Source organism: Reyranella sp., assembly GCF_036558665.1.
Taxonomy (GTDB): domain Bacteria; phylum Pseudomonadota; class Alphaproteobacteria; order Reyranellales; family Reyranellaceae; genus Reyranella.
Genome location: NZ_DATBFE010000065.1, coordinates 36,692 through 61,724 on the forward strand (window position 1 = coordinate 36,692; position 25,033 = coordinate 61,724).

Sequence of the window (25,033 nt, forward strand, 5' to 3'; positions counted from 1 at the left end):
CTCTAACGCAAATGGGGTGCGCATTGGGGAGATTCACACACTAGACGTCAAGATTCTATGTGAGGGCCAGTTGGGGAGGGCGCCAATTCCCTATGCGGCAAAAGGGCTTATCGTGAGGCCGGCTGGCGATGACGGAACTCGCTCGGTGACGTTCCTGCAGCGCGGCGAAACATCGCGCTGAAAGCGCTGACGCTCTCATATCCCAGATCGAGCGCGATCCGCGTGACCGGTTCGCCCGCTCCCAGCCGACCCATGGCTGCGAGGACCCGAGCTTGCTGACGCCAGCCGCCGAAGCTCATGCCGGTCTCTCTCTGGAATCGACGGGCAAGCGTTCGCGCGCTCAGATTGGCCAGCGGCGCCCAATCGTCCAGAGGTCGGACGTCGCCCGGCCTATCAAGCAACGCCTGGCATACGGTGCGTAAGCGAGGATCGCGAGGCATGGGAAGCCGCAAGGGCAGAAACTGCAGGCCGCGCAGCTCGGCCAGGATTAGAGCGACGACATGACCGGCCGGACCCCTCTCGTCGTACTGAAGCGGCAGCTCGGTGGCCCGCACGATCAGTTCGCGCAAAAGCGGTGAGACGGGCAAGACGTGGCAAGTGCCGGGCATGAAGGAAGCGGCATCGTCGCGCAGGTAGAGTGTGCGCATTGTGACCTCGGCCAGCATTTCGATCCCGTGTGTGACGCCTGCCGGCATCCAGAGCGCGCGCTGCGGTGGCACGATCCAAACGCCGTCGTCGGTGGCCACCCGCATCGTGCCGGTCGTCGCGTAGATGAGCTGTGCGCGCTCATGGTGATGCGGCAGGATCGTGAAGCCCGCGACGAAGTCCTTGGGCATGGCTGCGACCGCTCGCGGCACGCGCTGATAGTCGCCGGGGTCGGTCGAGCGTACCCAACCGGTTTGTCTTCTTCTCGACATAAGTTGGCATTTTAGCGCAAGACAGACAAAGATGCCTTGCCTATTTTGTCGGGCTGGAGATGCCCGATGAAGTTCAGCAGCCCGACCTCCCTCCTGCTCAACCTCGGCCATGCCCTCGATCATTGGGTGCTGGCGATCTTCCTTTATACCGTGAGCGTCATCGCCGGCGTCTGGGGCGCCGACTGGCACGAACTCACTCCCTATGCCTTTGGCGCGTCCTTCATGTTCGGTGCAGGATCGATCGTCTCCGGCAAACTCGGCGACCAATGGGGCCGGCGGATCATGATGATCCTGTTCTTTGCCGGCATGGGCCTGTCGTGTCTTCTGATCGCGCTCTGCCAGAACAAGTGGCAGATCGGGCTGGCGTTGACGCTGATGGGTGCATTCGCCTCGATCTATCATCCGGTCGGCATCCCGATGCTGGTGCAGCGCGCGGAGAAGCCCGGCCTCGTGATCGGCGTAAATGGGCTCGTCGGCAATCTCGGCATCGCAATCGGTTCGAGCCTGTCGGTGATCCTGGCCACCCGCTTTGGCTGGCAGATGGCCTATGTCGTGCCGGGCGTCGTCTGCGTCGCCGCCGCGGTCTTGTTCGCGGCGTTTGTGCCGCAGGAGCAGGAAGCACCGGCCAAGCGCAGGTCGAAGATGCTCGATCTGCCGCCGGGCGTCATGGCGCGCGTCTTCTTCATCATGACCTGCGCCGCGGTGTCGGGCAGCATCGTGTTCAATTTCACGACCAATTCCAACGGCGAGATGCTGAAGGCGCGGCTGGCCGAACTGGCGGCCAACCCCTGGCTGCTCAGCATCGTTCTGCTCGCCGTTTTCACCATCGCGTCGATCGCGCAGATTGCCGTCGGCATGCTGATCGACCGCTTCCCCTTGAAGACGGTCTATCTGCCCATCCTGGTCGCCCAAGTGCCGCTGTTCGTGCTGGCCGCCTATGCCGAGGGCTGGGCGCTCATCGCCGTCACGACGCTGTTCATGGTTTTCGTGTTCGGCGCGATACCGTTCACCGATGCCATGATTGTGCGCTATGTCGACGACCGGATGCGCAGCCGCGTCACCGGTATGCGTTTGGCAATCGGCTTCGGCGTGAGCTCGCTGGTGGTCGCCGCTATCGGGCCGTCGGTCAAGGCCGCGGGCTTCCCGACATTGCTGATGGCGCTGGCGGCAGTTGCGGCCTGCACGGTGCTCGCGATCTCGTTCCTGCCGAACGAGCGCCAAGCGGCCGCGGCGGCGCTCAAGCCGGCGGAGTAGGCACCATCGCCTCCCCGCGACAAAGAAGGCCATAGCCCGCGCTAGCGTTTGCTCCTCGCCCCAGATGGATGGATGGCGGTCGCTCGCTCGATCAGCTTGCGCAGGTCACTGGTATTCAGCCGGTCGAGTCGCGCCAGCACCGTCGGATGGCCGCGATAGTGGTCAGTCGCGAAGAACGTCCCGAGGTCCGCCTCAAGGAGATGGTCGCGCGTTCGGTTGCCGACTTTGAGCACGAGTGACTGGCCGTCCTGGTGCAGCCGAGCGAGCAGCCTGCCTTTGAAGCGCCAGGCGGGCGTGCCGTAGGAAGTGCCCTCTTCGACGCCTGCCAGTGCGTTCGCAACTCGCCGAATCGTCGACAGGGAAAGCTTGCGCCGAGCCATGACTGACACGCAAAGTGACGTGCCGGGGCGAGAAGGAAAAGCGAAAATGGCGACAGATTCTGCCGTGCCTGTACCGGCGACGCATCTTGACGCGGCGCGCGATGCCGAGACGGCGACGCGCAACGCCAATGAGGCGATGGCTAGCGGGCTGAAGTTCGGCGACACACGCGACTTCGAGGCGGCCCAGCGCGGCCTGATTGCGCCCGTCCCGGGCGGCGTGGTGCGAAGCGAAAGCGGCACCGTGCTGTGGAACCTCGGCGAATATGCCTTCATCGACGGAGAGCCCGCGCCCGGCACGGTGAATCCCAGTCTGTGGCGGATGGCGCGGCTCAACCTCGCCAACGGGTTGTTCAAGGTGACGGAGCGTGTCTACCAGCTTCGCGGCTTCGACATCTCGAACATGACGGTGCTCGAAGGCGATACCGGCCTGATCCTGATCGATCCGTTGACCACGGCCGAGGTCGCGCGCGCGGCATTGGCCCTGTACTACGCGCACCGGCCGAGGAAGCCCGTGGTGACGGTGATCTATACGCACAGCCACGTCGATCACTATGGCGGCGTGCGCGGCGTGATCGACGAGGCCGACGTGCAGGCGGGCAAGGTCGAGGTCATTGCGCCGGCAGGCTTCATGGAAGCCATCTCCGGCGAGAACGTTCTGGCTGGCCTGCCGATGATGCGGCGCGCGCAGTTCCAGTTCGGTCATCTGCTGCCGCGCGGGCCGCGCGGCCAGGTCGATGCCGGCCTCGGCAAGGCGGTTGCGCGCGGCACGCCGGGCCTGATCGCGCCGACCCGGACGATCGAGCGTCCGGTCGAGGAGCACACGATGGCCGGTCTCCGGATCGTCTTCCAGCTCGCTCCCGACACCGAGGCGCCGGCCGAGATGCATATGTTCTATCCCGAGCTCGGCGTGCTCAACATGGCCGAGAACGCCTGCCCGCTCCTGCACAACTTCATTCCCTTGCGGGGCGCGGTGGCCCGCGACCCGCGCATCTGGGCCAAGTACATCGGCGAAGCGATCGAGATGTACAGTCCTCATGTCGATATTCTGATCGGCCAGCATCATTGGCCGACCTGGGGACGCGCGGCGGTGCGCGATCATCTCGAGGCGCAGCGCGATCTCTACAAGCACATCCACGACCAGACGCTGCGCCTCATGAACAAGGGCTGGCGACCGGCCGAGATCGCCGAGGCCATCGACCTGCCGCCCGGCCTCGCCGAGCGCTGGTCGGCGCGCGGCTACTACGGCACCGTCAATCACAACGTGAAGGCCGTCTATCAGCGCTACCTTTCCTGGTACGATGGCAATCCGTGCAACCTTCATCCGCTTCCGCCGGCGCCGGCGGCGAGGAAGCTCGTCGAGTACATGGGCGGCGCGGCGGCGGTCATCGAGCGCGCCCACAACGACTTCGCCAAGGGCGAGTTCCGCTGGGTCGCCCAGGTGATGAAGGAGGTGGTGTACGCCGATCCCGACAATCGCGAGGCGCGCGCCCTTTGCGCCGACGCACTCGAGCAGATGGGCTACCAGGCCGAATCAGCGACCTGGCGCAATGCCTTCCTGTTCGGCGCGCAGGAGCTGCGGCACGGAACGCTGCGGATGCCGCCGCGCGGCCTGTCGGCCGATACGCTGGCGGGCCTCAGCACCGATATCTTCTTCGACATGCTGGCGATCAGGCTCGATCCGGCGAAGGCGGCGGGCCAGTCGATGGTCGTCAACTGGCACTTCACGGATCGCGCCGAGCAATTGGCGCTGGCCCTCGGCAACTGCACCTTGACGCATCGCCTGGGCAGCTGCTCGGAAGCCGCGATAGCCTCGATTACGACGAGGCGCGACACGCTCGACGCGATCGTCCTCGGCAAGCTTTTGATGCAGGACGCGCTGGCCTCCGGCGCCGTCCGGATCGATGGCGATCCCTCGCGCGTGGCGGCGTTGCTGGCCATGCTCGATCCGCCCTCGACCATGATGTTCGACATCCTGACGCCGGGCGAGGGACGCCCGTGAATCCGGGCCGACGCTTGACATTCCGGCAAGCGGCCCGTGTGATGTGCTCAACGAGAAGCGAAAAGAAGCGAACAAACGCTGACTACAGGGAGAAACGCCATGTCAAAGGGTAACGTGGGGCGTCTCGTAAGCGCAGTTGTGACCATCGTTGCAGCGCTCGGCGTGGCGGTATCTGCCCAGGCCCAGCAGAAGAAGATCAAGATCGGTGTCGTCTACGACCTGACCGGCCCGTTCGCGGGCGGCGGATCCGAGCTGCAATACGACGGCGCCAAGATCATGATCGACTACTTCATCAAGCAGGGCGGCGTCGAAGGCTACCAGATCGAGCCGGTCTATGCCGACGCGCAAAGCAAGCCCGACGTCGCCATCAACGAGGCAGTGCGGCTGGTCGAACAGGAAAAGGTCGACATGCTGCTCGGCTTCTATTCTTCGGCGCAATGCGTGCCAGCCGCGGCGAAGGTGGAGCAGCTCAAGAAGTTCATGTGGATCACCACGTGCATTTCGAGCGCCGTGCTGGAGAACAGGCACCTGCACTACGTCTTCCGGCCGCAGGTCAGCGGTAATCTCTATGGCGTCGCCGCGACGGATATGATCGCCCATTATGCGAAGTCGAAGTTCGGCAAGGACCCCAAGGATCTGCGCGTGGCGATCGTTCACGAGGATGGTGCTTACGGCGTCGACGTGGGCAAGGGCGACGAGGCCGGCTCCAAGAAGCACGGCTTTAACGTGGTCTTGAACGAAGGCTACTCGATCACTGCGCCGGACCTGTCGGCTCTGGTGACCAAGCTGAAGCGCGCCCGGCCGGACGTGATCTTCCATACCGGCTACAATCCCGACATCACGCTGCTGCTGCGCCAGGCGCGGGAGCAGGGCCTGAAGGTCGGCGCCATCGTCGGTCAAGGCGCAGGGTACAGCGTCTATGACAAGCTCAAGGAAGGCTTGGGCAAGGACGCCAACTATCTTTTCACCATCGATCCGATTTCGATCTGGCTCACCAACCCCAAGAGCCTCGACCCGAAGCTGCCACCGATCATCAAGATGATCGGTGACGAGTTCGACAAGATGAAGCCGGGCGCATCCAGATCGGCGCATATCGGCATGGCTGCCAGCAACTCCTATGTTTTCTTCACGGAAGTGCTGCCGCGTGCCATCAAGAAATACGGCGGTATCGACGGTGAGGCACTGCGCAAGGCAGCGCTCGACGTCGACCTTCCCGAAGGCGGCACAATGCTGGGCTTCGGCGTCAAGTTCGCGCCCGAGGACGCCGCCCTGGCCGGCCAGAACATGCGCGCGTTCCCGGTCGTCACCCAGTACATTGATGACAAGGCTTTCGTCGTGTGGCCCGAGAGCCAGCAACAGCGTGAACCGGTGTTGCCGCTGCCGTCCGGCACCACCTACAGCTATAAGTAGGCGAGACCCGCACCCTGCGCAGAGGCGAGCCGTGCTCGTCGTCAGCAATCTGGTCAAGCGTTTCGGCGGCTTCACGGCCGTCAGCAACGTCTCGTTCAAGGTCGATCAGGGCGAGATCATCGGCCTGATCGGCCCGAACGGCTCCGGCAAGAGCACGATCTTCAACATGCTGTCGGGCACATTCCCGCCCTCGGGCGGCTCGATCCGCTTCGAGGGTCACGAACTCTCCGGCGTGGCACCGCACACGATCATCAAACGCGGCATCGGGCGGACCTTCCAGATCCCGCGGCCCTTTCGGCGGCTATCGATCTTCGACAACGTCGAGCTTGCCGGCTACTTTGGCCAGCGCCAACACAGCCGGGCAAAGGCGACGGAAGCAGCCGAGCGCGCGCTCGCCATGGTCGGCCTCCCGACCGACCGTCATGCCCGTGTCGACGGCCTGGGGGCGGCCGGCCTGAAGAAGCTGGAACTCGCCAAGGCGCTGGCGACCGGACCGAGGCTGCTGCTCGCCGACGAGAGCCTGGGCGGTCTCGACGAAAAGGAAATGGACCAGGCAGCAAGAATGCTGCGCAAGATCCGGGACGAGCTCGGCATCACCATCATCTGGGTCGAGCACATCATGGGTGTCCTGATGCGCGTGGTCGACCGGGTCATGGTGCTCGATCACGGCGAGAAAATTTCCGAGGGTTTGCCGAGCGCGGTGGCGAGCGATCCGCGTGTGATCGAGGTCTATCTCGGCACCGACGCCGATGCCACGCAGGCGGCCGCGGCCGAAAAGCGTCGCTGAAGGGGCGGGCCGCATGCTCGAACTCAGCAAGGTCGATGCGGGCTACGGCACCTTCCAGGCGCTGTTTGGCATCGATCTCGTCGTGGAGGCGGGCGAGGCCGTCGGGGTGATCGGCCCCAACGGTGCGGGCAAGACGACCCTCATGCGCGTGATCTCCGGTCTGATCCGGCCGCGCGCCGGCAAGATCGCCATCGAAGGAGTCGATCTGCTGGCGACGCCGCCCCATCGGATCGTCGGCCTGGGCGTCGCCCACGTGCCCGAGAATCGCCGCCTCTTCCCGTCGCTGACCATCGAGGACAACCTCAGGATGGGGGCATTCATGCCCGAAGCACGGGCCCGGCACGATGAGCGGCGCGAGTTCGTGTATGGCCTCTTCCCGCGCCTGAAAGAGCGCCGCCATCAGCTCGCGGGCACGCTCTCGGGCGGCGAGCAGCAGATGTGCGCGATCGGACGCGCGCTGATGAGCGACCCCAAGCTCCTGCTGCTCGACGAGCCATCGGCCGGACTGGCGCCGGTGATCGTGCAGCAGGTCTTCGACCTGGTGAAGCGTATCAGGGCAGGCGGATTGACGGTGCTGATCGTCGAACAAAACGTCCAGCAGGTGCTTCATGTCGTGGACCGCGCGTACCTGCTGGAAGCCGGCACCATCCGCGCCTCGGGCACCGCGGCGGAGATGCTGTCGAGCGAGACGATCAAGCAGGCATATCTCGGTGTCTAGGGGCACGAAGGAGCGCGCAACGCGGGTTGCGCCCATCGACCATGCGCCAGTGGGTTGGCGCGGTCCAATGAGGGCGTGATGCAGGATTTCCTCGACATCTTCGATATCTACCTGCTCGAGGCGGTGCTGAACGGCATTCTGCTTGGCGGCGTGCTGGCGCTGCTGGCGCTCGGTCTGAACCTGGTGTTCGGCGTCATCGACGTCATCTGGATCTGCTACGCCGAGCTGATCATGATCGGCATGTACGGGATGTACTATCTCGTGGCCGCTTTCGGCGTGTCCTACTGGATCGCCGCGCCCCTCTGCGTCCTTCTGGTCGCCGGCCTGGGCGCGGTTCTGCATCTCGTGGTGATCGAGCCGTTGCTCTCCGCGCCACCGATCAACCAGCTTCTCGCCACCGGCGGCGTGCTGTTCTTCCTGCAGAGCTTCGCCACCGTCGCCTTCGGCATCGATTTCCGCAATATCGGCATCCGGCTTCCGGTACTGGGCATCGGCGACATGCATTTCAGCTACGCCCGGCTGCTCGCCTTCCTGGCGGCCTTGATCGGCATGGTCGCGGTCTACGTCTTCATGAAACGAAGCTATGTCGGCACGGCAATCCGCGCCATCGCCCAGGACCGCCAGATCATGCCGTTGATGGGCGTGAACACCCGGCGGATCTATCTGATCACATCGGCATTGGGTGGCGCGCTGGCGGGATTGGCCGCCTGCCTTCTGGTGCTGCAATACGACGTGCATCCTTTCATTGGTCTCTCCATCGGCCCGATCACTTTCCTCATCTGTGTCCTGGGTGGTCTCGGCAACTTCATCGGCGGTTTTGTGGCGGCCTTCGTGTTCGCCGAGATCATCTCGCTGGGCGGCCTCTTTTCCGATTTGGAATGGGGCTATGTGCTGGCCTTCGGCTTCTTCATCCTGATGATGTTCATCAGGCCCAGAGGCCTTCTGGCAAGACGGTCATGAGCGCGCGTTACGGACGCTACGGTGCCTGGGCAGCCATCGCGGCGGTCCTTGTCATGTTGCCGCTCGTCCATCGCGATCCCTATCACCTGCATATCATGGTCCTGATCCTGATCTGGTCGTTCGCCTACACGTCCTGGTCGATGATGGGCCGGTTCGGGCTCACCTCGCTCGGTCACGGCGGTTTCATGGGCGTCGGCGCCTATGTGACGGCTCTGCTGTGGAACCATCTTGGCGTGTCGCCGTGGCTCGGAATTCCGATCGCGTTGGTCTGTGCCGGCCTTCTCGCCCTGGTCGTGGCCTATCCGTGCTTTCGCTTCCGCATCACGGGCCACTACTTCGCGCTGGTGACACTGGCGCTGTCCGGCATCGTGCTGCAGGTCATCACTGCCTCGCGCGACTATACGGGAGGATCGCTGGGCTACACGCCGCAGGCTACGACCGGCAGCAAGCTCATAGCCCTGCAGTCCAGTGACAAGACCGTCTGGTACTTCGTGGCGCTCGCGGTCTGGGCCGTGGGATTGCTGATCTGGTTCTGGGTCGATCGCAGCATGGCGCGGCACGCCATGGAAGCCATTTCCGAGGACGAGGACGCCGCCGCGGCGGCGGGCGTGAACGTCACGGCCGAGAAGTTGAAGATTACCGTGCTCAGCGCCCTCATGACGGCGCTGGCTGGCGCCGTCTATTGCCAGTACCAGATGTTCATCTCGCCCGACACGGTAAGCGGCATCGCCGTGTCCCTGCAGATGGTGTTCGCGGCGGTGGTCGGCGGACTGTATCTCGCGCTCGGCCCGACCGTCGGCGCCGTCATCACCATCCTGCTCGCGGAGACACTTCGGATCGGCTTCGGTACGAAGGCCGTCGGCTGGGACAACCTGATCTACGGCGCGCTTCTGGTGGCGTTCATCATCTTTCTGCCCCAGGGCATCCTGGGCAGCATTGTCGACCGCATTCGCCCCAGCCGTCGACTTGGTGGCAGGAGGGGGTGGGGTGACAAAATGAGAAATCGGTCGGGAATGCCAATGCAATCGGCATCGGAGGCTTCTCACGACGTGAGAGAATATGAGAAACCGTAATAAATATGTGGATCGAGTGCCGCTCGAGGGCGGCGATCGCGAGCGGTGCTGGTCGGCCTCGCAGCGTGAGGGTCGAGCCCGGCTCTGCCTTCAGATCCTGCGGCAGGTCATCGGGTCGAGCAGATCCATCGAGGCCAGTACGTCCCGGCCAAGGCCCTTGTCGAATCGAGCAGCCGTGCCGAGACGTTCAGCGTAGCGCCGACATAGGCGACCTCCCGGCGGACGTCGCCGATTTCGCCAGCGACGATCTCGCCTGAGTGCAAGGCCACGCGGAATCGGGCAACGATGCCACATCGCGTCCACTACCTTTCGCTGTTTGCGGCAATCATGTCCCGAGCGACGAACGGACAGGCCCAGGCAGTCGATGCTAGGGCGCGAGCGTCTGGCACTTCAGCCCAATGCGGTCGATCAACGCCCCATAGCCCCCGTGGATGCCGATGCCGAATTGCCCTGTCGGGCAGGGCGCCGAGCCGTCGTGGCTGGGTTCGCCCCCCTGAGTGTCCGTTTGGTAGACATACTTCTTGCTGCGCGAGACGTCGTGACAGAAAACCTCAACATGGTGGACGATGCCGAACTTGTCCCACCAGACGTGCAGCGCCGTCACGAACTGATCGGGATTGCATTTGTGGCTACCGTTTATGAAAGGAGCAGCTACTCCGCCGATACGTTCGGCGGGCTGCCCCCATGTACGACGGCGATATGGTTGGCCCGCCCACTTCCCGTTCTTCTGAACGACGCAGAGGGGAGAGACGGTGTTCAGCGCCTTGCCCGCCGTCCAGTTGAAGCCGACGAGGAAGTCGCCGGGGTTGCAGCTATCCTCGAAATGCCCACCGCCCTTGCCGCCGAGCTCGTTGGTGTAGGTGATCTCCGCGCGCGCTCCCGTGGCAAGGCTCACGCCGAGCAGCAGCGCCGCCGCCATGGCGGCACAATGCACCGATCTCTTCATGTGACTTCCCCCCGGAATGTCGCGCCTGCCTTGAAGGCCCGTTGACAGTCGCAAGGTTGGGGCAAGGTTGCAAGGCTTGACTGTCCTCCCGTTGACGGCGGGAGGTTTTGGTGTTGCAGCGGCTGGCGCCGGAGCGACCGAAGACGTTGACCCTTGATCTCGAAGCGTAGAAGTGGTGTCGCGATGACAACGGAATTGAGGATGGCCATCAGCGCCGCGTGCAGCGTGGCATCGCCTATCTGCTAGCCGACGTAGGCGCGCTGGTCGCTCGCATGCGAGGCTGACCGTTGGAAGGATCCGCCATTCCCGGCGGACGCGACCTGACTTCAGGCAGCGGCAGATCGCTCCAGGGCCCGCGCGAAAGTCGCGTGATCGACATTGCCGCCCGAACAGATTGCGGCGACCGAGCGGCCCTTTACCGGCAGCTTGCCAGTCAGTGCTGCGGCCAACGCGACCGCGCCGCCGGGCTCGACGACGACCTTGAAGTCGCGGAACGCCAGCTCCATGGCGTCGAGCACCTCTTCGTCCGTGACCACGAGCCCCGGACCCAATACCTTCTGCGCCAGCGGGAAGGTCAAGTCACCGGGTTCGGGAGCAAGAAGCGCGTCGCAGATTGACCCGCTGAGCTTCTCGTTTCGCTGCTTGCGGCCGGTTGCCAGCGAGCGCGTCATGTCGTCGAAGCCCGCCGGTTCGCCGGCATGGACGACGGTCGAGGGGCTGACGCCGTGGACGCCGAGCGCCACGCCGGTGGCAAGTCCGCCGCCAGAGCAGGGCGCGGCCACCGCGTCGAGGACGACACCCAGCGCCTTCGCCTGCTCGGCGATCTCCAGGCCGACCGTGCCCTGGCCGGTCAGGATCCAGGGGTGATCATAGGGCGGCACAACCGTCGCGCCGGTCTCCTTGGCGATGCCGATGCCGATCTCCTCGCGGCTCTCCTTGACCCGATCGTAGAGCACGATCTCGGCGCCGCTGGCGCGCGTGTTGGCGACCTTCAATGCCGGCGCATCGGCCGGCATCACGATCGTGGCCTTCACTCCCATCAACCGCGCCGCTTCGGCCAGCCCCTGGGCATGGTTGCCGGAGGACCAGCCGACGACGCCGCGTTTGCGGTCGGCATCGCCCAGGGAAGCGAGGAAGTTGTAGGCGCCCCGGATCTTGAATGAGCCGGTTCGTTGCAGGCACTCCGCCTTGACGAACAGCCTTCCGCCGAGCCGCCGATTGACACGGTCATTCTCGAGAAGCGGCGTACGGACGACAATACCGTTCAGGCGGCGGGCGGCGGCCTGAACGTCCGCGAATGTCGGCGGTGAGGACATCAGGAGACACCGAGAAGAGCAGGAAGCTGCGAAAGGTCCTTGATCTGCGCATTCGTCTTGCCCGGCAGGCGGTCGTCGGGCGCATCCGCCCGATTCACCCACACCGTGCGGAAGCCGAAGTGAGCGGCGCCATGGGCATCCCAGCAATTCGACGACAGGAAACAGACCTTGTCCGACCTGACGCCAAGTCGTGCCTCGACCAAACGATAGACCCTGGCATCGGGCTTGAAGACTTGGGCAGCGTCGACGCTCAGAACGGCTTCGAACTTGTCGGAGAGGCCAGAGGCCCGCACCATCGGATCGAGCATCTCGGGATTTCCGTTGGAAAGAATGGCAAGCCGCTTGCCGGCCTGCTTCAGCCTTTCAAGCGTAGCTGGCACTTCGGCAAAGGGATCGAGCGCCAGATAGGCGGCCATCAGCTTGTCGCGTATATCCGCTGCGGCGATGTCCTGCGCCGCCAGACAATGATCAAGAGCCTCACCCGTCACCTGCCAGAACTTGGCATAGGCTCCCATGCTGTTGCGCAGCCATGTGTACTGGATCTGCTTGATGCGCCACATCTCGGTCAACGCATCCGCGCCGGGGCCGATAGCGGGCCGGTGGCGGGCGACCGCCGAATTGAAGTCGTAAAGCGTGCCGTAGGCGTCGAAAACACAAAGTTCGATCCCGTTCAGTCCTGCGCTCATGAATTGCTCCCGACGGTCAATGACCTTAGGCTGGCAGGCATGTTCGTCGCCATTGTTCAGATCCCCATGACCAGGCGGCCGCGCGAGGCCGCGGTCGAGGCGGCCCGCAAGACGGCGCCGACCTATACCGCGCTTGGCGCCAAGGGGCTTCTGAGAAAATACTATATCAATGGCGATGCCGGTGGCGGCGGAGTCTATCTTTGGGAATCCGAAGCCGCCGCGCGGGCCTGGTACACGCCCGACTGGGAGCGACAAATGGAGGCCCGCTTCGGAGCAAAGCCCACAGTCACGTACTACGACAGCCATGTCGTCGTGGACAACGAGACAGGAAAGGTTCGGATCGAGGGAGAGCGCTGAATGCAGCGGCGCCGGCTGGGGCGGACGAATGTCGAGATCTCCCTGCTCGGCTTCGGGGCGGGAGCCGTTGGCGGCCTGATGACCAAGGGCGCGTCGGTTGACCAGGAGCGGGCGGTCGCGCGCGCCGTCGAGCTCGGTATCAACTACATCGATACTGCCCCGCTCTATGGCGACGGCGAATCCGAGCGCAAGGTCGGCCGCGTGCTGAAGGCGCTGAAGCCCGACGTCGTGGTCGGGACCAAGGTCCGGCTCAAGGCGGCGGACCGCTCGCGCATCGCCGACGCCGTCACCCAATCGATGGATGAGAGCCTGCGGCGGCTCGGCCGCGAACAGGTCGATCTGTTCCAGCTGCACAATCCGCTCGTCGCAAACGATGCCGACGATCGGCTGGCGATCGACATCGCCTTGAACGAGGTGGTGCCGGCAATGAGGCGCCTGCAGGAGGCCGGCAAGACGCGCTTCATCGGTTTCAGCGGCGTCGGCCAGACGCCAGCTCTTCTGCGGGCGATCGAGTCTGGCGCCTTCGATACCATGCAGGTCGTCTACAATGTCCTCAATCCCAGCACCGGCGGACCGATGCCTCGTGGCGCGCCGGGCCAGGACTACGGTCACCTGCTCGGTCGAACTCACGCCGTGGACATGGGGACGATCGTGATCCGGGCGCTGGCCGGCGGTGCGCTCGCGGGCACGACCGAACGCCATCCGCTCGCCATGCAAGCCGTCGACCCGATCGGTTCGGCGCCGAGCTTCGTCGAGGACGTCGCGCGCGCCAAGGTGCTCGAGCCGTTGGTGAAGCAGGGGATCGCCAGCAGCCTGACGGAGCTGGCGCTCCGCTTCGTGATCGCCCATCCCGCCGTGACGACCGTGCTGGTCGGCTATTCGACCCTGGACCAGCTCGAGCAGGCGGCCGCTGCCGTGAACAAGGGGCCGCTGCCGGAAGAGACCCTCTTGCGGCTCGGGACGTAGTGCCCCGCCGGAGGGACCTTTCTCAGGATCGTCCCATCGCCGGCGACAGCATCCTGAAGGGGCCGCTCAGCCGGTCGCGATAGACGCCGACGCTCTCCATGATGCGCTCGACGTAGTTGCGGGTCTCGCGCAGGGGGATCATTTCGATCCAGTCGATCATATCTATCTTGCCACCGCGCGGGTCGCCGATGGTCTGCAGCCAACGCGCCACGCGATTCGGCCCGGCATTGTAAGCGGCCAGCGCCAACTCGTAGGAGCCGCCGAATCGCTGCAGCATCTCGGCGAGATACTGGCTGCCCAGCGCCACGTTGTAGGTCGGGTCAGCCGTGAGCTTGGATTGCACGAAGGGCAGCCCTAGGCGGCCGGCCACGTCACGGGCGGTGCCGGGCATGAGCTGCATCAGGCCAAGCGCTCCCGAGGGCGATACGGCCGCGGAATTGAAAGCACTCTCCTGACGCGTCACAGCCAGCGCCAGCGCCCGCTCGATCGAGCCGGTCGGGCCAAGATCGACGACCGGAAACGAGGCATTGAAGAGGGTTACGCCGGTCTGGGTGGCGTGCCGCGCGATTGTAAGGGCGACGTCCGGGCGCTTGAGTTCGACGGCAAGATGGGCCAGCAGGAGTGTTTCACCGGGACCCTTGACCACCCGGGCGAGGCGGAGCAGGAACGGCCGCGTGCGCTCCGAATGGCCCGACTGCCCTATATAGCGCGCGACCGTCACCAGCTCTTGGCCGGAGAGCGCCTGCAGATCGCTTTCCGAGGCAACGGGATCTGTCGGCAGGCGGCTAGCGCCGCCGGGCAGCTTTCGCGCCGCAAGCTGACCATAGAAGGTCTGGCCGAACTCGGCCGCGCGGGTGTACCAGCTGCGGGCATCCTTTGGACGGCCGGAAGCCTCATAGGCGCGGCCGAGCCAATAGGCGGCGCGACTTTTAGAGACATCGGTCGACACTCCGTCATAGAGGGTCTGGAAATGCTTCAGCCCTTCGCCCGGCTTCTTGAGATGCCGCAAGGCAATCCAGCCGGCCAGGAACTCCGCTTCGGCAAAGGCGACCCCTTTGACTTGTCCGTGCTGGTTGGCGACCGCATAGGCCTCGGCGGGTCGCCCGGCGGCAAGAAGATCGCGCGCGACCTGCTGGCGCTCGTTCGACCAGGCATCGCCTTGATCGCCCGAGGGTGCTGCCAGCAGCGCCCGCGCTTCGTCGAGCTTGCCGGTCCGCCGCAGCCAGGAGACCTGTTCCAGGCGGATCGCCGGCTCGTTCAGCTTGGCCGCCGGCACGCCGCGCAGAATTGTGACGGCATCGGCTGCGCGCGTGGCCATCGCCAGGCGCGCCTCGGCCACGGGCTGATAGTCCGGCGGCAGCTTCGCCAGCAGGTCTCGCGCAACCTGCGAACGGCCCTCGCGCAGGATGCGATCGAAGCGGGCGATGTGATCGTCGCCCGACAGATACTGGCCGTAGCGATTGAGGAATTCGTCTTCATCGGCCGACTTGAACGTCGCCGTACGCCAGCTTTCGCTGGCAAGCCGCGGCACATCCTTCGGGCTCACCGCGCTCGCCGCCTCGAGCCGGCGCAGGTGACCGATGCTGGTGAGGGGTGGGAAGGCCGTCAAATAGGCCCAGACATCACCGGGAGGCGTATCCGCGGTGATGCGTTCCTCCGCCTGCCGGCGCAGCACTTCCGGCTCCGGCCAATCCGGATGCTCGCGAAGGAAGCGCCAGGTCGAGGCGAAGTCGGCGTCGGCCTTGGGCGCGGCCCGCAGGACCGACCAGTCGACGATTTCCGACAGCAGCGGGTTGCCGAAGTTGGCGACGGCGGGCCGCGCATCGGCGTAGCGGCCTTCGTCGATGGCCTTGAAGGCTGCTCCCAAGGCGGCGGCTTCGGCGGCAGTGAGCGCTTTGCCCGACGTAATGGCCTGTGCAAGATCATTGGTTGGCACCGACGGCAGAACGCCGGCACCGCCGCTTTCGCTCGCGATCGGAATCTCCGCCGTCTTCGGAGGCGCGCCCCGCGCTGCACGAGCGGCGCCGCTGCCGGCGGAGGGCAGGCGATGGACGCCTGTATCAACGGCCGATGGCGGGTTTGCCCCCTCGCCGCGCAGCACCGTGACGCCGCCCTGCTGGGCATGGCCGGAACCGCCGACGAGGCTCGCCAGCAACAGAAGAGCGGGGTAACGAAAGACTTTCACGCTAGGAATCGTAGGCAGGTCCTTGCGGCATCACAATGGCAAGTTGCTCACCTTGCCGCGACCGGCAGCGAAGCCTAGACTGCAACACCGCCTGAAAATCGGAGGAAGCCATGTTCGCCGGATCGCTCGTTGCGTTGATCACTCCGTTCAAGAACGGGTCGATCGACGAAAAGGGATTCGAAAACTTCGTGGCCTGGCAGATCAAGGAGGGCACGGACGGCCTCGTGCCTTGCGGCACGACCGGCGAATCGCCGACCCTCTCGTATGACGAGCACAAACGCGTCATCGATATCTGCATCCAGGCCGCCAAGGGCAGCGGCGTACCCGTGATCGCCGGGACCGGGTCGAATTCGACCGAGGAGGCGATCGATCTCACCAAGCATGCCAAGAAGGCGGGCGCCGACGCCGCCATGCTGGTCGTGCCCTACTACAACAAGCCGACCCAGGAAGGACTCTTCCAGCACTTCAAGGCGGTGGCCGAGGCGGTCGACATTCCGATCCTGCTCTACAACGTGCCGCCGCGCACGGGCGGCGACATGCAGGTCGACACCGTCGTGCGGCTTTCGCAGGTGAAGAACATCGTTGGCATCAAGGATGCAAGCTACGACATGGCGCGGCCGACGCTCACGCGACTCCGTGCCAAGAAGGGTTTCGTTCAACTCTCCGGCGAGGATGCGAGTGCAATGGGCTTCATGGCCCAGGGCGGCGACGGCTGCATTTCTGTGACGGCGAACGTGGCACCGCGTCTTTGTGGCGACATGCATGATGCCTGGAAGGCGCGCGACCTCGACAAGGTGTTCGAGATCCAGGATCGTTTGATGCCGCTTCACAAGGCGCTCTTCGTCGAAACCAGCCCGGCGCCCGTCAAGTACGCCTGCGAGTTGATCGGCCAGGCGAGCGCCAGGCTCCGGCTGCCGCTTGTGGAATGCACCGACGCAACAAAAAAGCAGGTGCGTGAGGCAATGGTGCATGCCGGGCTGATCAACTAGTCGCCGGGAAAACAAGCGACAGGCAGGTCTCCTTGGCGAAGAAACCGGAGCTGGGCCGCACCGTGGTGGCCCAGAACCGCAAGGCGCGGTACAACTATTTCATCGAGGAGACGTTCGAGGCCGGCTTGGCGCTCACCGGCACAGAGGTCAAGTCGCTGCGCGGCGGGCGCAGCTCGATCGCCGAGTCCTACGTTACCGAGTCCGGTGGCGAAGCGTGGCTGGTCAACGCCGACATCCCGGAATATGCCTCGGGCAACCGCTTCAATCACGAGCGCAAGCGCCCGCGCAAGTTGCTGCTGCATCGCAAGCAGATCAATATGCTGATCGGCGCCATCCAGCGGCAGGGCCGTACCGTTGTGCCGCTGCAGGTCTATTTCAATCCGCGCGGCCGGGCCAAGATCGAGATCGCGCTCGTCACCGGCAAGCAAGCGCACGACAAGCGTCAGGCGATCAAGGAACGCGACTGGAAGCGCCAGCGGGCTCGGCTCTTGGGCCGCGGGTAGGAGCACTGCCATGAGTACCGTCCTGATCACAGGGGCCGCGCGTGGTCTCGGCCTTGAGTTCACCAAGCAGTATGCGGCCAGGGATTGGAAGGTCCTGGCGTGCGCCCGCAAGCCCGATGCGCTCAAGGACCTCAAGGGTGAGATCGGCTATCACGCGCTCGACGTGACCGACTTCAAGGCGGTTAAGGCCCTCGCTCGGAAGCTTTCCGGCGAGGCGATCGACGTTCTGGTCTGCAACGCCGGCATCAGCGGCGAACGTGGCGACAGCGCCCAAACGCTCGGCGCGCTGGATCCCGCATTGTGGCGCAAGGTCTTCGAGGTGAACACGCTTGCGCCGCTGATGATGGCCGAATCATTCGCCGATCACGTGGCGCGCTCGCAGCAACGTAAGCTGATCGCCATCACCAGCATCCTGGGCAGCATCGCCAACAACAACGGTGGCCGCTACATATATCGCGCCAGCAAAACCGCGTTGAACATGGAGTGGAGTTGTCTCGCCAAGGACCTCGCCAGCAAGGGCGTGATTTGCGTCGCCTTGCATCCCGGCTGGGTACAGACCGACATGGGCGGGTCGGCCGCTCCGCTCACGATCGGGCAGAGCGTGCCCGCGATGGTGAAGGTGATCGAGGGACTGAAGCCGTCCGACAACGGCCGCTACCTGCAGTATGACGGCGCCGAACTGCCCTGGTGACCGATGCTGCTCAGCGAAGAACAGATCCTCGTCCGCGATACCGCTCGCGCTTTCGCGCAGGAACAGGTGCTGCCGCATGTCCGCACGTGGGAAGCGGCGGGCGAGATTCCACGCCCCCTGCTGGCCGAGATGGGCCGGCTCGGCTTCATGGGCATGTGCGTGCCGCCGGAATGGGGTGGGGCCGGCGCGGGCATGGTTTCCTACGTTCTGGCGCTCGAGGAGATCGCCGCGGCCGATGGCGGTCTGTCGACCGTCATGAGCGTCAACAACTCGCCCGACTGCGCCGCGCTCCTGGCCTACGGCTCGGCCGGGCAGAAGGAGAAGTGGCTGAAGCCGATAGCGCGTGGCGAGATGCTGGGCGCATTTTGCCTCACCGAGCCCCAGGCCGGCTCGGATGCATCCAATCTCAGGACGCGCGCCGAGCGCCGCGGCAACGGATGGGTGCTGAACGGAGTGAAGCAGTTCATCACCTCGGGCCGCACGGCCGACGTGGCGCTCGTGTTCGCCGTCACGGATCCGGCGCATACCAAACGCGGCATTTCCTGCTTCATCGTGCCGACCCGGACGCCGGGCTATCGTGTCGCTTCGGTTGAGAAGAAGCTCGGCCAGAAATCGTCCGACACTTGCCAGATTGCCTTCGAGAGTTGCGAGGTCGACGCTGATGCCATGCTGGGCGGCGAAGGCGAGGGCTACCGGATCGCACTCGCCAATCTAGAGGTCGGGCGCATCGGCATCGCGGCCCAGGCCGTAGGCATGGCGCGCGCCTCCTTCGAGCTCGCCCGCGCCTACGCCGGTGAACGCGAAGCCTTCGGAACCAGGATCATCAACCATCAGGCCGTCCAGTTTCGCCTGGCCGACATGGCAACCAAGATCGCGGTCGCCCGCCAGATGGTGTTGCATGCAGCATCACTGCGCGAAGCGGCGCATCCCTGCCTCACCGAGGCCGCAATGGCCAAGCTTTATGCGTCGGAGATGGCGGAGGAAGTCTGCTCGGCCGCAATTCAGATTCATGGCGGTTACGGCTATGTCTCCGACTATCTCGCCGAGAAGATTTGGCGCGATGTCCGCGTCTGTCAGATCTACGAGGGCACGAGCGACGTGCAAAGGATTCTCATCGGCCGCGGCTTAGCGGCGATCTAACGCCGCATGGCTTGTGCATTTAAGGCTCTCGTGCGAGACTCAGTCACAATGCAATAAGACCGACGGGGTGGCCATTGGGGTCAAGTGAAGGAAACAGCCCGCGAATGGTGAAGTGTGCGCGTTAGCGGTCGGGCGTTCGGACTTTCGGTGGCCGTTGCCGTAGTGGCAGCGACAACGTTGGCGTGGGCGGACGAGCAGACGGCGGCGGCCCCCCCCGGCCGGGTCCTGCAAATGCAGACCGCTTTCAACCCCAACCTGCCCGGTGCGGGCGAGGGGGTGCGCGTCTTCGTCAAGACGCTGAAGCATATTTCCGACCACGTGTTCAGCATCAAGATCATCGAACCGGGCCGGATCGCGCCTACACGTGAAATGCTGGATGCGATCGTGAATGGCGATCTCGAAGCCGCCTTCACCTGGTCGGGCTACGCCGCGGCCAAGGCGCCCGTGCTGGCGTTGTTCGCGACCGTGCCGTTTGGCCCCGGTCCGGAGGAAATGACAAGCTGGATCCTGGAAGGCGACGGCGGTCGGCTGCACCGTGACGCCTACGACAAGCTTGGGGTGGCGGGAATTCCCTGCGGCATGCAGGGGCCCAAGGGTGGCGGCTGGTTCCGCGGCGACCTCGACACCCCTCAGGACTTCAAGGGCGAACGCCTGCGCTATGGCCATATCGCGGCCCCGGTTATCGAGCGCATGGGCGCGACCGTGGTGCCGCTTCCCGCCGGCGACTTTTTCTACCAGCTCCAGCAAGGTCACGTAGACGGCGGCGAAATGTCGACGCCTGCCATGGATGCCGCCCTTGGCTTCGACAAGCTCGGCTTGCCCTACTACATGCCGGGCTGGCAGCAGCCATCCGCCGTGCTCGATTTCCTGATGCGCAAGGACAAATGGGAAGCCTTGCCGAAGGCGCAGCGTGCGCAGATCGAGACGGCCTGCCGCGCCAACATCACCTGGATGCTGAGCCGCTCCGCCCACACTCAGGCATTGGCGATGGAGAAGTTGCGCGCCGCGGGCGTCACTATCAAGCAGTGGTCGCCGGAAATGCTCGACGCCCTGCGAAAAAGTACCGAGATCGTGCTGAAGGAACGGGCGGACGCCGACCCCGAGTTCGGCGCCGCCTGGACGGACCAGCGGAAATTCATCGCCCAAGGCACGGACTGGCGCACGCTGTCGCGCTTGCCATAGCGGCTTGCGTGCGGCCTTGCACCGGGCGAGGGGTCCGGGCAGGTTGGCCTCGCCATGACCGTCCTCACGTCGCAGATTGAACCCCGTTCCGACGGCTTCAAGCGCAATGCCGAAGCGATGCGCGCGCTCGTCGCTGATCTCAGGGATCGAACCGACAAGGTACAGTTGGGTGGCGGCGAGGGCTCCCGCAAGCGCCACGTCGCGCGCGGCAAGCTCCTGCCGCGCGAACGGGTACGGGCCCTGCTCGACCCCGGCTCACCGTTCCTGGAACTCTCTCCCCTCGCCGCCATGGACATGTACGGCAACGATGCCCCGGGCGCCGGGGTCATCACCGGCATCGGCCGGGTGAGCGGCGTCGAATGCGCGATCGTGTGCAACGACGCCACGGTCAAGGGCGGCACTTACTATCCGATGACGGTGAAGAAGCATCTCCGCGCCCAGGAAGTGGCGATGGAGAACCGCCTGCCCTGTGTCTACCTGGTCGATTCGGGCGGCGCCAACCTGCCGCAGTGGCCGGAGGTGTTCCCGGACAAGACCCATTTCGGCCGGATCTTCTACAACCAGGCCAATATGTCGGCGCAGGGCATCCCGCAGATCGCCATCGTCATGGGCTCCTGCACAGCCGGCGGCGCCTATGTGCCGGCGATGAGCGACGACACCATCATCGTGCGCAGGCAGGGCACGATCTTCCTGGCCGGTCCGCCGCTCGTGAAAGCGGCCATCGGCGAGGTGGTGAGCGCCGAGGATCTCGGCGGCGCGGACGTCCATGCCCGTACGTCGGGTGTCGCCGACCACTATGCCCACAACGACAGCCATGCGCTGGGCATGGCGCGTCGCATCGTCGCCAATCTCAACTGGAAGAAGCAGCCATCGGTCGCACTGCTGCCGCCGGTCGAGCCACGGTTCGCGGCCGAAGATCTCTACGGCGTCGTGCCGCCCGATGGCCGGACGCCCTTCGACATGCGCGAGGTGATCGCCCGCCTGGTCGACGGCAGCGAGTTCGACGAGTTCAAGCATCTCTACGGCACGACCATCGTCACCGGCTTTGCCCGCATTTGGGGCTATCCGGTCGGCGTCGTCGCCAACAACGGCATCCTGTTCAACGAATCAGCACTGAAGGCTGCGCATTTCATCGAGTTGTGCGGCCAGCGTCGCATCCCCTTGCTGTTCCTGCAGAACATCACCGGCTTCATGGTCGGCCGCAAGTACGAGGCGGGTGGCATCGCGCGCGACGGCGCCAAGATGGTGACGGCCGTCTCCACCGTGGCAGTGCCGAAGTTCACGGTGATCGTGGGCGGCAGCTACGGCGCCGGGAACTACGGCATGTGCGGGCGTGCCTACGGCCCGCGCTTCCTCTGGATGTGGCCTTCGGCGCGCATTTCCGTGATGGGCGGCGAGCAGGCGGCGAGCGTGCTCGCCACTGTGCGCCGCGACAATATCGAGACCAAGGGCGGGCAATGGTCGAAGGAAGAGGAGGCCGCCTTCAAGAAGCCGATCCTCGACCAGTACGACCGCGAGGGCCATCCCTACTATGCCACCGCGCGCCTGTGGGACGACGGCATCCTCGACCCGGTCGACACGCGCATGGCGCTGGCACTTGGCCTTTCGGCGGCCATGAACCAGCCGATTGGTCCGAGCAAGTTCGGCGTCTTCCGGATGTGATGGGACGATGAGTGCACCCGTTCACACGGCCATCGAGGACGGCATCGCCACCCTGACGCTCAAGCGCGGCAAGGAGATGAATTCCCTCGATGCTGCGACGGCGCAGGCGGTTTGCGATGCTGTCGAAAGGTTTGCTGCCGACCCGGCGGCGCGTGTGCTCGTGCTGGGGGGCGAGGGACCGGCCTTTTCGGCCGGCGGCGATTTCAACTGGGTGCTGCAATGGCCGGGCCTCGAGGCAAGCGAGCGGCAGGCCGGTGCCGAGGCGATGATGCGCGTGGTTCAGGCGATCTACGATTTTCCCAAGCCCTCGATTGCCCGGGTCCACGGCGCTGCGGTAGGCGGCGGGGTCGGCCTGATGTTGGCCTGCGACTTCGCCGTCGCCGCCTCGACCGCGCGCTTCGGTCTCACATCGGCGCGCAACGGCCTGCTGGCTGCGATCGCCATCCCGGGGTTGATCGAGGCTGTTGGCCTCCGCATCGCGCGCCAGCTCCTGGTCCATGGCGGCACGTTCAACGCGGCGGAAGCAGAGCGCATCGGCCTGGTCGATCGAGTAGTCGCGCCCGACGCGCTCGAGGCGGCGGTCGAAGCACTCGCTCGGGAGCTGAAACTCGGCGCACCGTCGGTGCAGGCGCTCGTCAAGACCCTCGTATCGACGGTCGACGCGCTGCCGCACGATTCGAGGGCGGCAATGCTCAGCCGGCACGTCGCCGAGCAATGTGTCACCGAGGAAGCGCTCGAAGGCATGCGGGCATTCCTGGACAAGCGCAAGCCGAGGTGGGCCGTCTGATGTTCTCGAAGATCCTGATCGCCAATCGCGGCGAGATCGCGTGTCGCGTGATCAAGACGGCTCGGCGTCTCGGTATCAAGACGGTCGCGGTCTATTCCGACGCGGATTCAGGCGCACGCCACGTCGCGATGGCGGATGAGGCGGTCCATATCGGCCCGTCGCCGGCGCGGGAAAGCTATCTTGTCGCTGACAAAATAATTGATGCCGCCCGGCGAACTGGCGCCCAGGCGGTGCATCCCGGCTATGGCTTCCTGTCGGAGAATGCGGGCTTCGCCGAGGCCTGTGCCGAGGCGGCCATCGTCTTCATCGGACCGCCGCCTGCTGCCATTCGTGCCATGGGCTCCAAGAGCGAAGCCAAGAAGATCATGGAAAAGGCCAAGGTGCCGCTGGTGCCGGGCTATCACGGCGACGATCAGGCGCCCGAACTCCTGGCGAAGGAAGCCCAGCGAATAGGCTTCCCGGTGCTGATCAAGGCTTCGGCCGGGGGCGGTGGCAAGGGCATGCGGGTGGTCGAAAGCGGCGCCAGGTTCGCCGACGCGCTGGCCGGCGCCAAGCGCGAGGCCAGGGCATCCTTCGCCGACGACCATGTGCTGGTCGAGAAATATCTCCAGCGGCCGCGCCATATCGAGATCCAGATCTTTGCCGATACGCACGGCAACTGCCTCCATCTCTTCGAGCGCGACTGCTCGATCCAGCGGCGACATCAGAAGGTGATAGAGGAGGCGCCGGCACCCGACATGGACCCGGCGCGGCGCAAGGCGATGGGCGAGGCCGCCGTCGCGGCGGCGCGGGCGATCGGCTATGTCGGCGCCGGCACGGTCGAGTTCATCGCCGACCAGGAGGGCAGCTTCTTCTTCATGGAGATGAACACCCGCCTGCAGGTCGAGCATCCGGTGACCGAGGCGATCACGGGCCAGGATCTGGTCGAATGGCAGCTGGCCGTGGCCGCTGGCGGACGGATGCCGTTGACCCAGGATCAGATCCACATCGCCGGTCACGCTGTCGAAGTGCGGCTCTATGCAGAGGATCCGGGGCGCAACTTCCTCCCGTCGACCGGCACGCTCGTTCATTTGCGCCTTCCGGCCGAGACCGCGCACGTGCGCGTCGATACCGGCGTGCGCGAGGGCGATACCGTGACGCCGTTCTACGATCCCATGATCGCCAAGGTGATCGTGCACGACCGCGACCGCAGGTCGGCCCTGCGGCGCATGGCGGCGCTGATGGGCGAGACCGAGGTCGTGGGGGTCGCGACCAACACCGCGCTCCTGAAGGCGCTTTGCTCGCATCCAGCGTTCGTCGCCGGCGAGGTCGACACAGGCTTCATCGACCGCCATCGCGAGCAACTCTTCGCCCCGGCTGCGGCGGCGGACGATCGGACATTCGCCATTGCCACGCTGGCGCGCCTCGTCGAATGGCAGGAAGCGGCGACGCCGCCATCTGCCGATCCATACTCGCCGTGGAGCGTGCAGAACGGCTTTCGCCTGCTGGGCCAAGGTCATGACGAGGTGCGGTGGAAGGATGGCGAGCGCGAGGTTGCCGTGAAGGCCTATCGCCATCGCGACGGCGGCCTCGGCCTCGAGCTGCCCGGTGGGATAGTGGAAGCCCGGGTCGGGCGCGCCGAGGAAGGCCGGCTCGCGATCTGGCTCGCCGGGGAAACCTTCACCGCTGCGGTCGTGCGCCGCGCGGCCAACGATGGCGGTATCGAGTACACCCTGTTCGCCGACGGCAGCCTGCGCCGCTTGCGCCTGGTCGATCCGCTCGATGTGACACAATACGAAGCGGCCGGTATGGGCGAGGAGTCGATGCGCTCGCCGCTCCCGGGCAAGATCATCGATTTGCGGGTGAAGGCAGGCGACACGGTAACCAAGGGTCAGCCCCTTCTGGTGCTCGAAGCCATGAAGATGGAGCACACTCTCACGGCGCCCGCCGACGGCAAGGTGAAGACCGTTCGTTACGGCGTGGGCGAGCAGGTTGCCGAGGGGGCCGAACTGGTCGAGTTCGAAGCCGAGGACTGATCTTTCCGCCCTGACCTTTCGTGACCCAGAGGCTGGAACAGCGGCGACCATTGTTCGCATCGTCGAGCCGTGGCATTTTTCACGGTCGCTGAGGATACCTCCGGAACTAA

General features: G+C 65.1%; 23 protein-coding genes. 17 read left to right on the plus strand and 6 right to left on the minus strand.

Translation table 11 applies throughout. The annotated features are described in order from the left end of the window. Positions 1 to 107: 107 nt before the first annotated feature. Entirely contained in the window at positions 108 to 917 is an 810-nt protein-coding gene (locus tag VH499_RS09785; protein ID WP_332052530.1) for a helix-turn-helix transcriptional regulator, read from the minus strand. A 66-nt stretch (positions 918 to 983) separates the two neighbouring features. Between VH499_RS09785 and VH499_RS09790 the strand changes: the two genes are divergently transcribed. Beyond that, positions 984 to 2,171 carry an MFS transporter gene (locus tag VH499_RS09790; RefSeq protein WP_332052531.1) on the plus strand — a complete coding sequence of 396 codons (1,188 nt, stop codon included), beginning with the start codon at positions 984 to 986 and terminating at the stop codon, positions 2,169 to 2,171. A 41-nt stretch (positions 2,172 to 2,212) separates the two neighbouring features. On the opposite strand, the gene VH499_RS09795 is transcribed toward VH499_RS09790, so the two are convergent. Further along, positions 2,213 to 2,551 (minus strand): MmcQ/YjbR family DNA-binding protein, encoded by a 339-nt coding sequence (locus VH499_RS09795; protein ID WP_332052532.1) that lies wholly within the window; start codon positions 2,549 to 2,551, stop codon positions 2,213 to 2,215. Between the two features lie 46 nt (positions 2,552 to 2,597). On the opposite strand from VH499_RS09795, the gene VH499_RS09800 reads away from it, so the two are divergent. The 6 genes from VH499_RS09800 to VH499_RS09825 all read left to right on the plus strand — a co-directional run bounded on the left by VH499_RS09800 (position 2,598) and on the right by VH499_RS09825 (position 9,498). Then, complete coding sequence (locus VH499_RS09800) at positions 2,598 to 4,550, plus strand: alkyl/aryl-sulfatase (RefSeq protein WP_332052533.1); 1,953 nt, start codon at positions 2,598 to 2,600, stop codon at positions 4,548 to 4,550. Positions 4,551 to 4,649: 99 nt separating this feature from the next. After that, positions 4,650 to 5,960 carry an ABC transporter substrate-binding protein gene (locus VH499_RS09805; RefSeq protein WP_332052534.1) on the plus strand — a complete coding sequence of 437 codons (1,311 nt, stop codon included), beginning with the start codon at positions 4,650 to 4,652 and terminating at the stop codon, positions 5,958 to 5,960. Positions 5,961 to 5,991: 31 nt separating this feature from the next. Further along, positions 5,992 to 6,747, plus strand: a complete 756-nt coding sequence (locus VH499_RS09810) for an ABC transporter ATP-binding protein (RefSeq protein WP_332052535.1) — start codon at positions 5,992 to 5,994, stop codon at positions 6,745 to 6,747. Between the two features lie 13 nt (positions 6,748 to 6,760). Next, positions 6,761 to 7,465 carry an ABC transporter ATP-binding protein gene (locus VH499_RS09815; protein ID WP_332052536.1) on the plus strand — a complete coding sequence of 235 codons (705 nt, stop codon included), beginning with the start codon at positions 6,761 to 6,763 and terminating at the stop codon, positions 7,463 to 7,465. A gap of 78 nt (positions 7,466 to 7,543) precedes the next feature. Then, positions 7,544 to 8,425 (plus strand): branched-chain amino acid ABC transporter permease, encoded by an 882-nt coding sequence (locus VH499_RS09820; protein WP_332052537.1) that lies wholly within the window; start codon positions 7,544 to 7,546, stop codon positions 8,423 to 8,425. Next, positions 8,422 to 9,498, plus strand: coding sequence for a branched-chain amino acid ABC transporter permease (locus VH499_RS09825; RefSeq protein ID WP_332052538.1), 1,077 nt, complete (start codon positions 8,422 to 8,424; stop codon positions 9,496 to 9,498). Before VH499_RS09820 ends, VH499_RS09825 begins: the two co-directional genes overlap by 4 nt. 367 nt (positions 9,499 to 9,865) lie before the next feature. Here VH499_RS09825 and VH499_RS09830 read toward each other — a convergent pair whose 3' ends face one another. The 3 genes from VH499_RS09830 to VH499_RS09840 form a co-directional block, all read right to left on the minus strand. Further along, positions 9,866 to 10,444 carry a hypothetical protein gene (locus VH499_RS09830; RefSeq protein ID WP_332052539.1) on the minus strand — a complete coding sequence of 193 codons (579 nt, stop codon included), beginning with the start codon at positions 10,442 to 10,444 and terminating at the stop codon, positions 9,866 to 9,868. A gap of 326 nt (positions 10,445 to 10,770) precedes the next feature. After that, positions 10,771 to 11,760, minus strand: coding sequence for a threonine/serine dehydratase (locus tag VH499_RS09835; protein WP_332052540.1), 990 nt, complete (start codon positions 11,758 to 11,760; stop codon positions 10,771 to 10,773). Next, positions 11,760 to 12,446 (minus strand): haloacid dehalogenase type II, encoded by a 687-nt coding sequence (locus VH499_RS09840; protein ID WP_332052541.1) that lies wholly within the window; start codon positions 12,444 to 12,446, stop codon positions 11,760 to 11,762. Before VH499_RS09840 ends, VH499_RS09835 begins: the two co-directional genes overlap by 1 nt. A gap of 39 nt (positions 12,447 to 12,485) precedes the next feature. Between VH499_RS09840 and VH499_RS09845 the strand changes: the two genes are divergently transcribed. Next, positions 12,486 to 12,803, plus strand: a complete 318-nt coding sequence (locus VH499_RS09845) for a monooxygenase (RefSeq protein WP_332052542.1) — start codon at positions 12,486 to 12,488, stop codon at positions 12,801 to 12,803. Next, the gene (locus VH499_RS09850) at positions 12,804 to 13,769 is read left to right on the plus strand and encodes an aldo/keto reductase (protein WP_332052543.1); all 966 of its coding nucleotides are present in this window, start codon (positions 12,804 to 12,806) and stop codon (positions 13,767 to 13,769) included. It begins immediately after the preceding gene. 22 nt (positions 13,770 to 13,791) lie between these two features. Here VH499_RS09850 and VH499_RS09855 read toward each other — a convergent pair whose 3' ends face one another. Continuing rightward, positions 13,792 to 15,954 carry a lytic transglycosylase domain-containing protein gene (locus VH499_RS09855; RefSeq protein WP_332052544.1) on the minus strand — a complete coding sequence of 721 codons (2,163 nt, stop codon included), beginning with the start codon at positions 15,952 to 15,954 and terminating at the stop codon, positions 13,792 to 13,794. A 110-nt stretch (positions 15,955 to 16,064) separates the two neighbouring features. Between VH499_RS09855 and dapA the strand changes: the two genes are divergently transcribed. The 8 genes from dapA to VH499_RS09895 all read left to right on the plus strand — a co-directional run bounded on the left by dapA (position 16,065) and on the right by VH499_RS09895 (position 24,923). Continuing rightward, positions 16,065 to 16,943 carry a 4-hydroxy-tetrahydrodipicolinate synthase gene (dapA, locus tag VH499_RS09860; RefSeq protein WP_332052545.1) on the plus strand — a complete coding sequence of 293 codons (879 nt, stop codon included), beginning with the start codon at positions 16,065 to 16,067 and terminating at the stop codon, positions 16,941 to 16,943. 32 nt (positions 16,944 to 16,975) lie between these two features. After that, complete coding sequence (smpB, locus tag VH499_RS09865) at positions 16,976 to 17,446, plus strand: SsrA-binding protein SmpB (RefSeq protein WP_332052546.1); 471 nt, start codon at positions 16,976 to 16,978, stop codon at positions 17,444 to 17,446. Between the two features lie 10 nt (positions 17,447 to 17,456). Further along, complete coding sequence (locus VH499_RS09870; protein ID WP_332052547.1) at positions 17,457 to 18,137, plus strand: SDR family oxidoreductase; 681 nt, start codon at positions 17,457 to 17,459, stop codon at positions 18,135 to 18,137. Between the two features lie 3 nt (positions 18,138 to 18,140). Continuing rightward, entirely contained in the window at positions 18,141 to 19,277 is a 1,137-nt protein-coding gene (locus tag VH499_RS09875) for an acyl-CoA dehydrogenase family protein (RefSeq protein ID WP_332052548.1), read from the plus strand. Between the two features lie 231 nt (positions 19,278 to 19,508). Then, complete coding sequence (locus VH499_RS09880; protein ID WP_332052549.1) at positions 19,509 to 20,459, plus strand: TRAP transporter substrate-binding protein DctP; 951 nt, start codon at positions 19,509 to 19,511, stop codon at positions 20,457 to 20,459. A 54-nt stretch (positions 20,460 to 20,513) separates the two neighbouring features. After that, entirely contained in the window at positions 20,514 to 22,121 is a 1,608-nt protein-coding gene (locus tag VH499_RS09885; RefSeq protein WP_349257520.1) for a carboxyl transferase domain-containing protein, read from the plus strand. Positions 22,122 to 22,128: 7 nt separating this feature from the next. Then, positions 22,129 to 22,908, plus strand: a complete 780-nt coding sequence (locus VH499_RS09890) for an enoyl-CoA hydratase/isomerase family protein (RefSeq protein ID WP_332052550.1) — start codon at positions 22,129 to 22,131, stop codon at positions 22,906 to 22,908. Beyond that, the gene (locus tag VH499_RS09895; protein ID WP_332052551.1) at positions 22,908 to 24,923 is read left to right on the plus strand and encodes an acetyl/propionyl/methylcrotonyl-CoA carboxylase subunit alpha; all 2,016 of its coding nucleotides are present in this window, start codon (positions 22,908 to 22,910) and stop codon (positions 24,921 to 24,923) included. Before VH499_RS09890 ends, VH499_RS09895 begins: the two co-directional genes overlap by 1 nt. The last annotated feature ends 110 nt before the right edge of the window (positions 24,924 to 25,033 follow it).